The organism is Dyella lutea, from assembly GCF_024158035.1.
In the GTDB taxonomy this organism is placed as follows: Bacteria; Pseudomonadota; Gammaproteobacteria; order Xanthomonadales; family Rhodanobacteraceae; genus Dyella_A; species Dyella_A lutea.
In genome coordinates this window covers 871,065-884,423 of sequence record NZ_JAMZEK010000003.1, presented here as the reverse complement: position 1 = coordinate 884,423, position 13,359 = coordinate 871,065, and the positions used below count along the sequence as shown (strand labels likewise).

Here is a 13,359-nt window from a genome sequence, read left to right as displayed (position 1 = left end):
AATCTTCGGTCTACCTTCACATCTCGCCTGAGGGCGCGTTGCCAGATATCGCCCATCTCTCGCCGTTTTGAGTCGTCGTAATCATTGATGCAGATGTAACCCGGAAGTGGCAGGTCAAGGTAAGCAATTGGTTGGTGCAATCAGGCTGCTTGTACATGATGGCGTGGGGCCAGGACTGCACAACGTGGGACGATTCCGTGGATTTCGCCAATTTGCATCAATTCAACTACGGCGACATTCCAGGCGATCAAGACGTGCTCACAACATGGCATGCCAATGAATCTCTCAATCAGGTGTTCCATTTCTGCAAGAACCATGCAGTGCACTCAGTCATTGATCTTCAACGCACGGTCTTGCTACACATCGCCTCGTGCAGGGATTCTTCTCACATTGTCCAAGGCTTCGTTGCTGCCTGACATTTCGCTCAAGGCGGACGGGTAGTTTCTACGGTTTGGGTGACACCCTGATCTAACTCTTCAGGAGCGCTCGACGCCCAAGTCAGGTGCTAGAAGCTCTTGGCGAGATAGCGCTCGGCAACGGTGTTGCTGGACAGGTGTCCGGCCATCGCCTGGCGCGCGGACTCGAAGGCGTCCCATTTCTCGATCGGGTGCAGCGAGGGGATGCTGATCAGTTCGCCGCGGTCGAGGCCTACCAGCGCCGCGTCGACCAGATCCTCGGCACGCATGACGATGCGCGCGTCCAGCTGTTCCAGCGGCAGGCCGCCGGTGGCCCAGAATTCGGTCGCGGTGGCGCCGGGCAGCACCGCCTGGACGCGCACGCCGGTGCCGGCCAGTTCCTTGTGCAGCGACTGGCTGAAGGCGGTGACGAACGCCTTGCTGCCGCCGTACACGCCATTGAGCACTTCGGGCGCGAGGCTGACGATCGAGGAGATGTTGATCAGGGTGCCGCGACCGCGCGCCACCATCCGCGGTACCACCGCATACGCCAGGCGCATCGGCGCGGTGACATTGAGCTCGATCATGCGGGTCATGCGCTCGACGTCGCTCTGCAGCAGCGGGGTATGCGTGCCGATGCCGGCGTTGTTGACCAGCAGCGTGATGTCTTCGTCCTCGCGCAGCCGTTGCTCGACGACGGCCAGCGAGTCGCGTTCGGTGAGGTCGGCCTCGAGCACTTCGACCGAACGCTGGGTGAGGCTCGTGATCCGGTCGGCCAGTGCGTTCAGGCGCTGCCGGTCGCGGGCCACCAGGATCAGGTCGTGGCCGCGGCGGGCCAGGCGCTCGGCATAGATCGCACCGATGCCGGACGAGGCGCCGGTTACCAGGGCCGTGCCGGCGTGGGATGAAGTCTGTGTGGACATGTTCATTTCTCCGGGATGGGCAGCGGGGGCCGCGGGGTGTGGAGTCATGTTCGGGCAACTGGACGATGGCTTAAATGACGGATATGGTTATTTTTCAGGACATGGCGGGAGCCATCGCATGCATCGGGTCGGATATGTGTTGGGGCACGGCTTCCAGGTGATGGCACTGGCCTCGCAGGCGGTGTTCGAGTTCGCCAACCTGGCCGCTGGCGAACCTTTCTACGTGGTCGACAACGGCTCGCTGGAAGGAGGCGAGGTCTGCGCCTCGATAGGCATGCGGGTGACGACACGGCCGCTGGTGACGCGCAGCCGTGCGGACACGTGGATGGTGGCCGGCGTGATCGATCCGCTGGCCAGTCCGGTATCGCAGGAACTGCTGGCGTTCCTGCGCCGGGTCGCGCCCAAAGCGCGGCGGATCGCCGGCATCTGCACGGGCGGTTTCGTGCTGGCCGAAGCGGGGTTGCTGGACCGACGCCGCGCCACCACCCACTGGGCCTATGCCGAGCAGATGCAGCAGCGGCATCCGGACATCCAGGTTGAGGCCGACCGCATCTTCATCCTCGACGGTCCGTTCTGGACGTCGGCCGGCATGACGGCGGCGATCGACATGGCCCTGGGCATGGTGGAGAAGGATCTGGGGGCGGATATCGCGCGCTCGGTCGCGCACCGGCTCGTGATGCATCACCGCCGCGCGGGCGGGCAGTCGCAGCATTCGGAAATGTTGGAGCTGGCTCCGCGGAGCGATCGCATCCAGCAGGCGCTCGACTATGCGCGGCGCAATCTGGCGACCCGGCTGGGGGTGGAGCAACTGGCCGAGCAGGCCAACCTGAGCCCGCGCCAGTTCAGCCGCGTGTTCACGGCGGAGACCGGACAGTCACCGGCCAGGGCGATCGAGGCCCTGCGGCTGGAAGCTGCACGGGTCATGGTCGAACATGGGCGTCTCCCGCTGGAGGTGATCGCCCGCGAGACTGGGTTCCGCGATCGGCGGCACCTGCGCGAGGTGTTCCAGCGCGGTTTCGGTGTGGCTCCGCAGTCGATGCGGCGGCAGTCGCGCGTGGCGGAGTGAGCGGGGAGCCACACCGGGACGCACGGTTGGATCGCGAAGGGAAGACGCATCTCGCAGGGACAGTGAGACGCTCGCTCGCGCCCCGCTGCTGCGCCTGGATAGCGTGTAGCTGCTGCTGGCCGGATCCAGCTCAGTCCGCGCTGCCTACATCCAGCTTCTCCCACCCCTCGCGCCCCAGCTTGCGCAGGGTGTCGATGTTGCGGCGGTAGATCTCGTCCGGGTCGCTCATGGCCTCGGCGGCGCGTTCCACGCTGGCTTCGCGCAGCAGGTGCAGAGTGGGGAACGGCGAGCGGTTGCTGGCGTTCTCCACGTCGTCGGGGGCGGTGTCGGCAAACTGGTAGTGCGGGTGGAAGCTGGCGACCTGCAGCACGCCGTCGAGCTTGAGCGTTTCCACCGCGGTATCGGCCACATCGAGGAAGTCGTTGTAGTCGAGGAAGTCGCCCAGCACGTGCGGGTGGATCAGCAAGGTGGTCTCGCACTCGGCGACGTCGGCCGCGGCCAGGCTCTGCAGTTCGCCGCAGAGGTCGTCGAGCAGGGTGTCGGTGTCGCGTGCATGGCTCACCGCGTAGCGGATGCGGCCCTGGATGAAGGGCGCCCGCGCGAACGGACACAGGTTCAGTCCGACCACCGCCCGTTCCACCCAGTGCCGCGTCGCCTCGATATAGGGCGCGTCCTCCGGCGTCAGGCCGGCGGTGATGAAGGAGGATGCATCGGACATGGCGGGGACTCCAGTGGCGAGGGCGCGACTATAGCGGGGTGATGCCGTCGGGTTGCGGCGGATGTCCTGCTGCGGCACGTGGCGCGCCCACTGCGCAGCTAGGATTTCTCCAGCGTAACTGGTGCGCCGGCGCGCACCGTGTTCTGGACTTCCGCCACCGCGTCGGTCTGCCGGATCAGCTCGCCAATCTGCTCCGGCGACGCCGGGGACTCCACCTCGGCGCGATAGCGGATGTCGCGGGCGGCCAGTCCGACGCCGGCGAACTCGGCATGGGCCTCCACCGTCACCCGGGTCAGCGCGAGGCCCATGCGCCCGGCCTCGCGATACAGGTCGTTGCAGTAGCAGGTGGCCAGCGCCAGCATCAGGAACTCGCCACCGTTGACCGCCGAGCCGTGGCCGTCCGGCTTCGCGGGAACGGTCAGCTCCCGCATGGATCCACTGGTCGAGACGCGTGCTTCGTGGGTGCCGCCGCCGCTTTTGACGAATGCCGAAATCTGCATGACTTCTCCCGGGTTTGGTCAGTCTGGAACGCGCTTTGGCTCGAGCTGCGGTCAGCGGCTTGCCGAGGCGTGGAACCTGGTCCGAAATGTTCGTGGCGCGTGGCTCATTGCGCACTGACCATGACGCGATATCCATCCGGATCACTCAGTGCGAATTCGGGGGTGCCGGTGTTCGGATTGATGGCTGGTTCTTCGTCCAGCGCCGTTACCAGGGTGCGGGCGCGTCCCAGCGCGTCGTCAAAATCGTCGACCCGGAAGAACAGCAGCAGGCCGTTGCCCGGACGGGCTTCGGCCGGGCTGTGCAGCGAGGGATGGTCATGCGCACCCCAGGCGTGCAGGCAGAGCAGGACGGTGCCGTCGTCGTCGAGGATCTGGCCGAAGTAGTCGTGCGCCGGGGGCGACGCGGGAAGGCCGAGCAAGGTCTGGTACCAGCGGAAGCTGCGGGCAACATCGTCGACCCCGATGATGGTCCACAGACGTTTCATGGCGGGTTCCTCGGCGGCGTGACGGGGCGGAGAGAAAGTACACCGATCGTCGTCGATGGGGCGGCGGACACGGCTTGCGTCTGGCCCGCTTCGCCTCAACCATGCCTGCATGACCCCACTTCGTTTCGACAACGCCTTCCTGCGCGAACTGCCCGGCGACCCCGAGACCGGACCTCGGCAGCGGCAGGTGGAGGGCGCGCTGTATTCGCGCGTCGATCCCACGCCTGTAGCTGCTCCGCGGCTGCTGGCGCACTCGCCGGAGATGGCGCAGGCGCTGGGTTTCGGCGAGGCAGACGTGGCTGCGCCCTGGTTCGCCGAGGTGTTCGGCGGCAACCGGTTGCTGGAGGGCATGCAGCCCTGGGCCAGCAACTACGGCGGACACCAGTTCGGCCACTGGGCGGGACAGCTGGGCGATGGCCGGGCGATCTCGCTGGGCGAGGTGGTGACGGCCGGCGACGAGCGCTGGGAGTTGCAGCTCAAGGGCGCCGGGCTCACGCCGTACTCGCGCACCGCGGACGGCCGGGCGGTGCTGCGCTCGTCGATCCGCGAGTTCCTGTGCAGCGAGGCGATGCACCATCTCGGTGTGCCGACCACGCGCGCGCTGAGCCTGGTCGGCACCGGCGAATCGGTGCTGCGCGACATGTTCTACGACGGGCATCCCGAGTTCGAGCCGGGTGCGGTGGTGTGCCGGGTGGCGCCGTCGTTCATCCGGTTCGGCCACTTCGAGCTGCCGTATGCGCGGGGTGACCACACGCTGCTGCGGCAGCTGGTGGAGTTCACCATCCGTCGCGATTTCCCGCACCTGGAGGGATCGGGCGAGGCGTTGTACGCGGCGTGGTTCGGCGAGGTGTGCGAACGCACCGCGCAGACCGTCGCGCATTGGATGCGGGTGGGCTTCGTGCACGGTGTGATGAACACCGACAACCTGTCCATCCTCGGCCTGACCATCGACTACGGCCCCTACGGCTGGATCGACAACTACGACCCGGACTGGACGCCCAACACCACCGACGCCGGTCGCCGCCGCTACCGTTTCGGCCAGCAGATGCAGGTGGCATGGTGGAACCTCTCGCGGCTGGCCTCGGCGCTGTCGCCGCTGTTCGCCGGCACCGAACCGCTGCAGGCCGGGCTGGACTGGTACGCCAGCACCTATGCCACCGCCGAGCGGCGGATGCAGGCCGACAAGCTGGGCCTGGCCGAGCCGCGTGCCGAGGACGATGTGCTGCACAGCCAGTTGCACACGCTGATGGCGCAGGTGCAGATCGACATGACGCTGTTCTACCGCGCCTTGCTCGATTTCGACCCGGCCCGGCCGCAGCCGACGGCGGCAATGGAGGGGGCGTTCTACGACGCGCACCTGCGCGAGCGCTTCGACGGCGAGCTGCGCGACTGGCTGGCGCGCTACGCGAAGCGGCTGGGCGAGGATGCGCAGCCTGCGCTGCAGCGACGCGAGCGCATGCGCCTGGCCAACCCGCGCTATGTGCTGCGCAATTACCTGGCGCAGGAGGCGATCGACCTGGCCACGCAGGGCGACCTGTCCGGCGTGCACACCCTGCTGGAGGTGATGCGTCGTCCCTACGACGACCAGCCGGATCGCGCGCATTACGCGGGCAGGCGACCGGACTGGGCGAAGGAAAAGGCGGGCTGCTCGATGCTGTCGTGCAGTTCGTGAGGGGCATCCCCACCGGGCTGAGGGCGTGGCCGTTGGCGCTTATCCAGCTTGGGAGGACGACCCGCCGGATGCCGGCTTCCGCCGGCACGACGAGCTCAGCAGGCTGAAACAGCTGGAGTGGCCCGGGTCCTTGCCGGGTAACTGCCGTGTTTCCACAGTCCCTCCGGCGCTGGCCGGAAGCTGGCCTGCGCGGCGTGCGGTGCTCCCGGGATCAGTGGCCGCCGCGATCGTCGCGTTTGCGGTCGCTCGGTTTGCCGCGGCCGTGGTCGTTCGCGTTGCCGTGCCTCCTGCCCTGTGACGGCGCAGGCCGGGCCGCCGGCATCGGCCGTTGCTGTGGTCTCGCAGCGGGTGGCGGGCACAGTGCCGGTTGCGTGGTGGGCTGTGACCGGGGGTGCGGCATCGGGCGCTGGTCACTGCCGGCCGGCAGGCGGACCCCGGGGCGCGGCGGCGGACGATGCCAGGGGCGATGCGGCTGGGTCGGCGCCGCCGATCGCGGCATGTCCCTAAGCGCGGATCCGTGGGGAGGGTTCCGCAAGATGACGCGTGCGACACGCAACAAGCTTCGGTGCAAGCTGGTTACCATCGCTACTTCGCTGACCGGCCAGCGGTGCACGCAGCCACGGAAGCCTGGCCACCCACTGGATGGATTCGCCTGATGCAGAAGCTTCGTTCCCGTCGTTCGTGCGGGATGCTCGTCGCTCTTTTCTGGTTGCCGCTGGCGGCCCATGCCGCGGTGCAGGCAACGGTGGAGCTTCCTGCGGCCGCGCAGGCCCGGGAAGGTGTGGTGACCGCCCCTCTCGCGCGAGCCGGCGCGCTGGACCTGCCGGATGCCGTGGCGACGGTGCGTGACCCCTCGGCGCTGCTGTCCGCGGCGGCAGACCTGGACAGCGCACGGGCACAGGTGAAGGCCGACGCCGCGGCGGCGCGGGCCGCGGAGGCAGAGGCGCGGCGGCTGCGCGCGCTGGTGCCGCGCGGCTACGTATCGCGACGCGACGTGCAATCGGCCGATGCGGCGGCGGCGGCGGCGCGTGCCACGCAGACCGCCGGCACGGCGCGACTGGCGGCCTTGCAGGCCGATGCGCGCGCCCGTTGGGGGGGCGCATTGGCGGCATTGGCCGGGCAGGGGCCGCAGGCACTGGCGCCGTTTGCCCGCGGCGATGCCGCCCTGGTGGAGCTGGCGTGGCCGGAAGCCGGCATCGCCCAGCCGCCGGCGCGGGTGGTGCTGCAGCAGCCGCCCGCAGCGCCCGTGCCGGCGCAACTGCTGGGCGCGGCACCGACCACCGACGCGGTGGTGCAGGGCGCGAGCTTTTTCTATCGCGCCGACGACGCGCATCTGCGCAGCGGCCAGCGTCTGGCCGTGAGCGTGGCGGACCACGCCGCCGGCGACGCCGTGGCGGTGCCGCTGGATGCGGTGGTCTGGTATGCCGGCCAGTCCTGGGTCTACGTCGAATCTGCCCCGGGCACGTTCCGGCGGACCGCGGTGACCGGCAGCCAGCGCAGCGGCGCGGCGTGGGTGGTGCGTCACGGCCTGCTTCCCGGCCAGCCGGTGGTGGTGCTGGGCGCCGAACTGCTGCTGACCCAGGAGCTGAAGCCGCCACCGGGCGCCACCCCGGCCAGCGAGGACGATGACGATGACTGAGCCGCGCGGGCGCGCGGCGCGTGGGCTCATCCATGCGGTGCTGGCGGCGAGCGTGCGGCATCGGGGGGCGATCGTCGCGTTGGCGGTGATCCTGGTCGGCTTCGGCGTGCTGGCATTGACGCGGGCGCGGCTGGATGTGTTTCCCGAGTTCGCGCCGCCGGAAGCGGCGGTGCAGACCGAGGCGCCGGGCATGACGCCGGAGCAGGTCGAGTCGCTGGTGACCCAGCCACTGGAAGATGCGCTGGCCGGTGCCGGCGGCGTGGTGCAGATGCGCTCGAAGTCGTTGCAGGGACTGTCGGTGATAACGCTGACCTTCGATGCCGGCGCCGACCTTACGCGCCTGCGCCAGAGCGTGTCCGAACGACTGGGCCGGGCCGCCGCCGACCTGCCCTCCGGCGTGCAGGCGCCGACGCTATTGCCGCTGTCGTCGTCGGCGATGGTGGTGCTGAGCGTGGGCATCCGCTCGGACACACGCAGCCTGATGGGCCTGCGCACGCTGGCCGACTGGAGCCTGCGCCCGCAATTGCTGGCGGTGCCCGGGGTATCCGACGTGAACGTATTCGGCGGCGACGTGCGGCAGGTGCAGGTGCAGGTGCGACCCGATGCCCTGGCGCGCTACGGCCTGACCTTCGACGAGGTGGCGGCTGCGGCGCGGCGGGCGACTTCCACGGTGGGTTCGGGCTTCGTGGAGAACCGCGAGCAGCGGGTGGTGCTGGCCGTGCACAACCCCGCCACCACGGCGACCGTGGTGGGCGCGACGGTGCTGCGCGCCCATGGGGGACAGATGCTGCGCCTGTCCGACGTGGCCACGGTGACCAACGGTGCGGCACCGGCGGTCGGCATTGCCTCGGTGATGGGCAAGCCCGGCGTGCTGCTGGTGGTGAACGAGCAGTACGGCGCCGACACGGTGCGCGTCACCCACGCGCTGGATGCGCGGCTGGCGCAGCTCGCGCCGCAGCTGAAGGAGCAGGGTGTGGCGTTGTACCCGGCGATCTTCCGCCCGGCCAACTTCATCCGCGCCTCGCTCGACCATCTGCGCATGGCCTTGCTGATCGGTGCGGCGCTGGTGCTGGTGGTGTTGCTACTGGTGTTGCACGACATGCGTGCGGCGCTGATCTCGGCGCTGGCGATCCCGCTCTCGCTGCTCGCTGCAGTGGCGATGCTGGAACGCTTCGGCGTCGGCCTGAACACGATGACCCTGGGCGGTCTGGCGATCGCCATCGGCGAGGTGGTGGACGACGCCATCATCGACGTGGAGAACATCCTGCGCCGGCTACGCGAGAACCGCGCCAGCGACGATCCGCGACCGGTGCCTGCGGTGGTGCTGGCCGCCTCCACCGAGGTGCGCGGCGCGGTGGTCTACGCCACGCTGATCGTCGCCTTGGTGTTCGTGCCGGTACTGACCCTTTCCGGCGTGGCGCAGCGCCTGTTCGCCCCCCTTGGCCTGGCCTACATCGCCGCGATCCTCGCCTCGCTGGGGGTGGCGATGACGGTGACGCCGGCGCTCGGCTGCCTGCTGCTGGCGCGCGAGGCGCAGCGTGCGGAGCCGCGCTTCCATGCGCGCTGGCGCGAACTCTACGACCGGCTCCTGCAGCGGATGGAGCGTCATCCGCGGTGGCTGCTGGCCGGCGTGGTAGTGCTGTGCCTGGCCGGCCTGGGCACGCTGCCGCTGCTGCGTCCCGGGTTCCTGCCAACCCTGCGCGAGGGGCACTACATCGTGCACATGCGGCTGCAGCCCGGTGCCTCGCTGGACGCATCCGAGCGGCTGGGCGAGCGGGTGAGCAAGGCACTGCTGCGCGTTCCCGGCGTACGCTACGTCGGCCAGCGTACCGGGCGCGCGGAGCGGGTGGGCGATCCGAATCCGCTGTTCTCCACCGAGATCGAGGTCGACCTCGAGCCGCTGTCCGGCCCCGGCCAGCGCCGGGTGCTGCAGGCGATCGACAACGCACTGGCGCGCTTCCAGGGCGCGCAGTTCAGCGTCAACACCTTCCTGACCGAGCGGATCAACGAGACGCTGTCCGGCTACACCTCGCCAGTGACAGTGAGCATCTACGGCAACGACCTGGACCGCCTCGACCAGCTGGCCAACGCCACCGCGCGAGCGCTGGCCACCCTGCCGGGAGCGCGCAACGTGCAGGTGCGCGCTCCGCAGGGCGCGCCGCAGCTGTCGATCCGCCTGCGCCCGCAGGCGCTGGCGCGCTGGGGGCTGTCGCCGGCCGATGTGCAGGAGACACTGCAGGCCGCCTATGCGGGCCGTGTGGTGGGTCATGTGGTCGATGGCAGCCGGCAGTTCGACGTGGCGGTGATCCTGCCGCCGGCGTTGCGTCGCGATCCCGCGGCGGTCGGCCGCTTGCCGCTGAACGCGCCGGACGGGCGCGAGGTACCGCTGTCGGCGGTGGCCGACATTACCATGGGCAGCGGGCGCTTCATGATCCTGCACGACCACGGGCAGCGCGTGCAGACGGTGACGGTGGACCTTGGCGGTGGCGAGCGCGCCGCAGACTTCGTGGCCCGGGCGCGCGTCGCACTGGCGCGCCAGGTCGCCTGGCCTCGAGGCGTGTTCCCGGTGTTCGGCGGCAACGCCGAGGCGGGGGCACGCGCGACGCGCGAGCTGCTGGCCCATGCGGCGCTGGCCGGTGCCGGCGTGCTGGTGCTGCTCGGGCTCGCGTTGCGTCGACGCCGCGCCGTGCTGCTGGTGCTGCTGAACCTGCCGTTTGCCCTGGTTGGCGGCGTGGCGGTAGCCCTGTTGGGCGACGCGAGCCTGAGCCTGGGTGGCCTGGTCGGTTTCGTCACCCTGTTCGGCATCAGCGTGCGCAACGCACTGATGCTGCTGGCGCACTACCGCGAGCTGGTGCAGGTCGAAGGCTGTACGTGGAACGACGCCACCGCGCGTCGTGGCGCCGCCGAGCGCCTGCTGCCGATCCTGCTGACCGCGCTGATCACCGCGCTCGGCCTACTGCCCCTGGCAATGACCGCCGGTGCCCCCGGCAACGAGATCGAGGGCGCGATGGCCGCGGTTATCCTCGGAGGCCTGGTCACCTCCACCGTGCTCAATCTGCTGGTGCTGCCGCCGCTGGCCGCGCGCTTCCTGCGGCCGCAGGACCTCGCGGCCGAGCCTGCGCTGGACTGAGCCGGCTCAGCGCAGCGACTGTGCCACGAACTGGCGCAGCTGCTGGGCGTTCAGCGCACCGGACTGGCGGGCGATCTCGCGACTCTCACGCAGCAGGATCAGGGTGGGGATGGAGCGTATGCCGAAGCGCTGCGCCAGCGGCTGCTGGGCGTCGGTATCCACCTTGGCCAGCCGCACGCGCGGCTCGAACTCGCGGGCCGCCGCCGTGAAGATCGGCGCGAAGCCGATGCACGGGCCACACCAGGTGGCCCAGAAATCGACCAGCACCGGCAGGTCGCCGCGGCCGGCCACGGCGTCGAAGTTGGCGGTGGTCAGCTCCAGCGGGTGGCCGCCGAACAGGGGCTGGTGGCAGCGGCCGCAGTTCGGCTGCTGGTCGAGCCGCTCGGCGGGCACGCGGTTGAGCGCGCTGCAGTGTGGGCAGGGAACGGCGAGCGGTGAGGTCATGGCAGGTCCGGATTCGGGTGACTGGTCCGCAACATGATGGCCGCGGCGGCAGGCTCAAGTCCCCGCCAAGATTTCCGCCTGCGGCAGTTCAGCGCGCTGCCAGCGCCTGCCGCACCGCCTGTTCGATCGCTGCGTAACCGCCTTCGCCGATATGGGTGTAGACCACGCGGCCCTGGCGGTCGATCACGTACTGCGCGGGCCAGTACTGGTTGTGCCAGGCGTTCCAGGTGGCGTAGTCGTTGTCCTGCGCCACCGGGTAGGTGATGTCCAGGCGCTTCACCGCGGCGAGCAGGTTGCCGGTGTCGCGCTCGGCGTCCAGCTCCGGCGTGTGCACGCCCACGACGACCAGTCCCTCGCTGCGATACTTGGCATCGAGTGCCTTTACCTGCGGAAGCGCATGCAGGCAGTTGATGCATTCGAAGGTCCAGAAGTCGACCAGCACCACCTTGCCGCGCAGGCCTTCGATGCTCAGCGGCGGCGAGTTGATCCAGCGGGTCACACCGGTAAACGCCGGCGCGCGAGTCGGCGTGTCTGCCAGCGCCGTGGCAGAGGTGGCGAGAAGCAGCAGGGCAAGCAGGATGCGTCGCATGGGCGTTCCGGGGCTGGGCGGCATGGGCCGCGGTCCCTCCCCAATCGCTGCAACGGTCGGTCAGGTTACATGCGCGGAGTCAGAAGCGATCGGCCGACGCCTCCGCCCAGTGCTGCGCGAACGGCTCCGGTACGGTCCCGGACAGCAGCGCCCCCGGCGCGGGGTAGCAGTGCAGCTGGCCGTAGTCGCGCGCCTGCTGGTCGGGCATGCGGTGCAGGATGTGCTGCGGGGTGAGCTGGTCGGGGTGGGCCACGCCCATCGCGCCGGTGATCTCGATGAAGCTGTCGACGGTGGCACGGTGGTAGCGGCGCACGTGTTCGGCGCGTTCGTCGATCTTCAGCGCGCGGGCGCGGCGCTGGTCCTGGGTGGCGACGCCGGTGGGGCAGGTGTTGGTGTGGCAACGCAGGGCCTGGATGCAGCCGACGGCGAACATCATCGGCCGCGCGACGTTGCAGATGTCCGCGCCGATGGCGATCTTGTGCACCATGTCGAAGCCGGTGACCACCTTGCCGCTGGCGATCACCCGGATCCTGTTACGCAGGCCGCAGCCGACCAGCGCGCCGTGCACGAACGGCAGCGCCTCGTCGATGGTCAGGCCCAGCCGGTCGGACAGCTCCACCGGCGCCGCACCGGTGCCGCCCTCGGCGCCATCCACGGTGATGAAGTCCGGCAGCGTGCCGGTGTCCAGCATCGCCTTGCAGATGCCGAGGAACTCGCTGCGCCGGCCGATGCACAGCTTGAAACCCACCGGCTTGCCGCCACACAGCGCGCGCAGGCGGGCGACGAAGGCGAGCAGTCCGCGCGGCGTGTCGAACTCCGGATGGGCGGCCGGGGACAGGCAGTCCTTTCCTTCAGGCACTTCGCGCATGCGCGCGATCTCGGCGTTCACCTTGGCGCCGGGCAGCATGCCGCCGTGGCTGGGCTTGGCGCCCTGGGAGAGCTTGATCTCGATCATCTTCACGTGCGGATCGGTGGCTTTGCGGCGGAAGTCCTCGTCGTCGAAGCGCCCGTCCCTGGTGCGGCAGCCAAAGTAGCCCGAGCCGATCTCCCAGATTACGTCGGCACCGTGCTCCAGGTGGTAGGGCGTGAGACCGCCCTCGCCGGTGTCCTGCGCGAAGCCGCCCATCGCCGCACCCTTGTTCATCGCGAGCACGGCGTGGCTGGACAGTGCACCGAAGCTCATCGCCGAGATGTTCAGGCGCGAGCTGTCGTAGGGCTGGCGGCATTGCGGTCCACCGACGGTGATGCGCTCGGCGGTCTTCGGCACCTGCTTGACGGCGATCGAGTGCACGGCGAAGTCGAAGCCGGAGGCGAACACGTCGTACTCGGTGCCGAACGGGTGCGTACCGCTGCTGCCGGCTCCGCGCGACTTGACCAGGTCGCGCTGCTGGCGGTTGAACGGGCGGCCGCTCTTGTCGTCCTCCAGGAAGTACTGGCGAATCTCCGGGCTGATGAACTCCATCAGGTAGCGCAGGTGCCCGATGACCGGGTAGTTGCCCAGCACGTTTCGCGGCGAGGCGATGTCGTACAGGCCCAGCGCGACCAGTGGCAGGATCACCGCGAAGGCCCAGGCGGCCTCGGGATGGAACGGAACGAGGGCGGCAACGGCGAGGATCGCCAGGACGGACAGCGCATAGAAGAGTTGGCGCCACATGCGACGGGCTCCGGCGGGCGGCACGTCGCGCGGAGAGGTCGACACGCCGCGTGGATGGCCGTCCGGCATCGCGGTCCGCAGAAGCGGGGCGCCGGGACGGAGCGGGCGAGGCGGCAAGCGCCGCGTCTGCCCACCAGCGTGCCT

General features: G+C 69.5%; 12 protein-coding genes. 5 read left to right on the top strand and 7 right to left on the bottom strand.

Going from position 1 to position 13,359, the window contains the following annotated elements; all coding sequences use genetic code 11:
* Positions 1-80: 80 nt before the first annotated feature.
* Positions 81-416, top strand: coding sequence for a DUF7684 family protein (locus NC595_RS16400; RefSeq protein WP_425493167.1), 336 nt, complete (start codon positions 81-83; stop codon positions 414-416).
* 89 nt (positions 417-505) lie between these two features.
* On the opposite strand, the gene NC595_RS16395 is transcribed toward NC595_RS16400, so the two are convergent.
* The gene (locus NC595_RS16395) at positions 506-1,318 is read right to left on the bottom strand and encodes an SDR family NAD(P)-dependent oxidoreductase (RefSeq protein ID WP_253568236.1); all 813 of its coding nucleotides are present in this window, start codon (positions 1,316-1,318) and stop codon (positions 506-508) included.
* 118 nt (positions 1,319-1,436) lie between these two features.
* Between NC595_RS16395 and NC595_RS16390 the strand changes: the two genes are divergently transcribed.
* On the top strand, positions 1,437-2,384 hold the full coding sequence (locus tag NC595_RS16390) for a GlxA family transcriptional regulator (RefSeq protein WP_253568234.1): 948 nt from the start codon (positions 1,437-1,439) through the stop codon (positions 2,382-2,384).
* A 130-nt stretch (positions 2,385-2,514) separates the two neighbouring features.
* Here NC595_RS16390 and NC595_RS16385 read toward each other — a convergent pair whose 3' ends face one another.
* The 3 genes from NC595_RS16385 to NC595_RS16375 all read right to left on the bottom strand — a co-directional run bounded on the left by NC595_RS16385 (position 2,515) and on the right by NC595_RS16375 (position 4,087).
* Positions 2,515-3,102: a DUF1415 domain-containing protein gene (locus NC595_RS16385; protein WP_253568232.1), complete on the bottom strand. Its 588-nt coding sequence runs from the start codon at positions 3,100-3,102 to the stop codon at positions 2,515-2,517.
* Between the two features lie 98 nt (positions 3,103-3,200).
* Positions 3,201-3,602, bottom strand: a complete 402-nt coding sequence (locus NC595_RS16380; RefSeq protein ID WP_253568231.1) for an OsmC family protein — start codon at positions 3,600-3,602, stop codon at positions 3,201-3,203.
* Between the two features lie 104 nt (positions 3,603-3,706).
* Entirely contained in the window at positions 3,707-4,087 is a 381-nt protein-coding gene (locus tag NC595_RS16375; RefSeq protein ID WP_253568229.1) for a VOC family protein, read from the bottom strand.
* A 109-nt stretch (positions 4,088-4,196) separates the two neighbouring features.
* Between NC595_RS16375 and NC595_RS16370 the strand changes: the two genes are divergently transcribed.
* From NC595_RS16370 to NC595_RS16360, 3 genes are all read left to right on the top strand, one after another.
* Positions 4,197-5,759 (top strand): protein adenylyltransferase SelO, encoded by a 1,563-nt coding sequence (locus NC595_RS16370; RefSeq protein ID WP_253568227.1) that lies wholly within the window; start codon positions 4,197-4,199, stop codon positions 5,757-5,759.
* A gap of 655 nt (positions 5,760-6,414) precedes the next feature.
* A complete protein-coding gene (locus NC595_RS16365) occupies positions 6,415-7,398 on the top strand; it encodes an efflux RND transporter periplasmic adaptor subunit (protein WP_253568225.1) in 984 nt (327 codons plus the stop codon).
* On the top strand, positions 7,391-10,528 hold the full coding sequence (locus tag NC595_RS16360; RefSeq protein ID WP_253568223.1) for an efflux RND transporter permease subunit: 3,138 nt from the start codon (positions 7,391-7,393) through the stop codon (positions 10,526-10,528). Before NC595_RS16365 ends, NC595_RS16360 begins: the two co-directional genes overlap by 8 nt.
* Before the next feature lie 6 nt (positions 10,529-10,534).
* Here NC595_RS16360 and trxC read toward each other — a convergent pair whose 3' ends face one another.
* The 3 genes from trxC to NC595_RS16345 form a co-directional block, all read right to left on the bottom strand.
* Positions 10,535-10,972 carry a thioredoxin TrxC gene (gene trxC / locus NC595_RS16355; RefSeq protein WP_253568221.1) on the bottom strand — a complete coding sequence of 146 codons (438 nt, stop codon included), beginning with the start codon at positions 10,970-10,972 and terminating at the stop codon, positions 10,535-10,537.
* Between the two features lie 88 nt (positions 10,973-11,060).
* Entirely contained in the window at positions 11,061-11,561 is a 501-nt protein-coding gene (locus tag NC595_RS16350) for a thioredoxin family protein (protein ID WP_253568219.1), read from the bottom strand.
* Between the two features lie 79 nt (positions 11,562-11,640).
* On the bottom strand, positions 11,641-13,215 hold the full coding sequence (locus tag NC595_RS16345) for an FMN-binding glutamate synthase family protein (protein WP_253568217.1): 1,575 nt from the start codon (positions 13,213-13,215) through the stop codon (positions 11,641-11,643).
* Positions 13,216-13,359 lie beyond the last annotated feature (144 nt).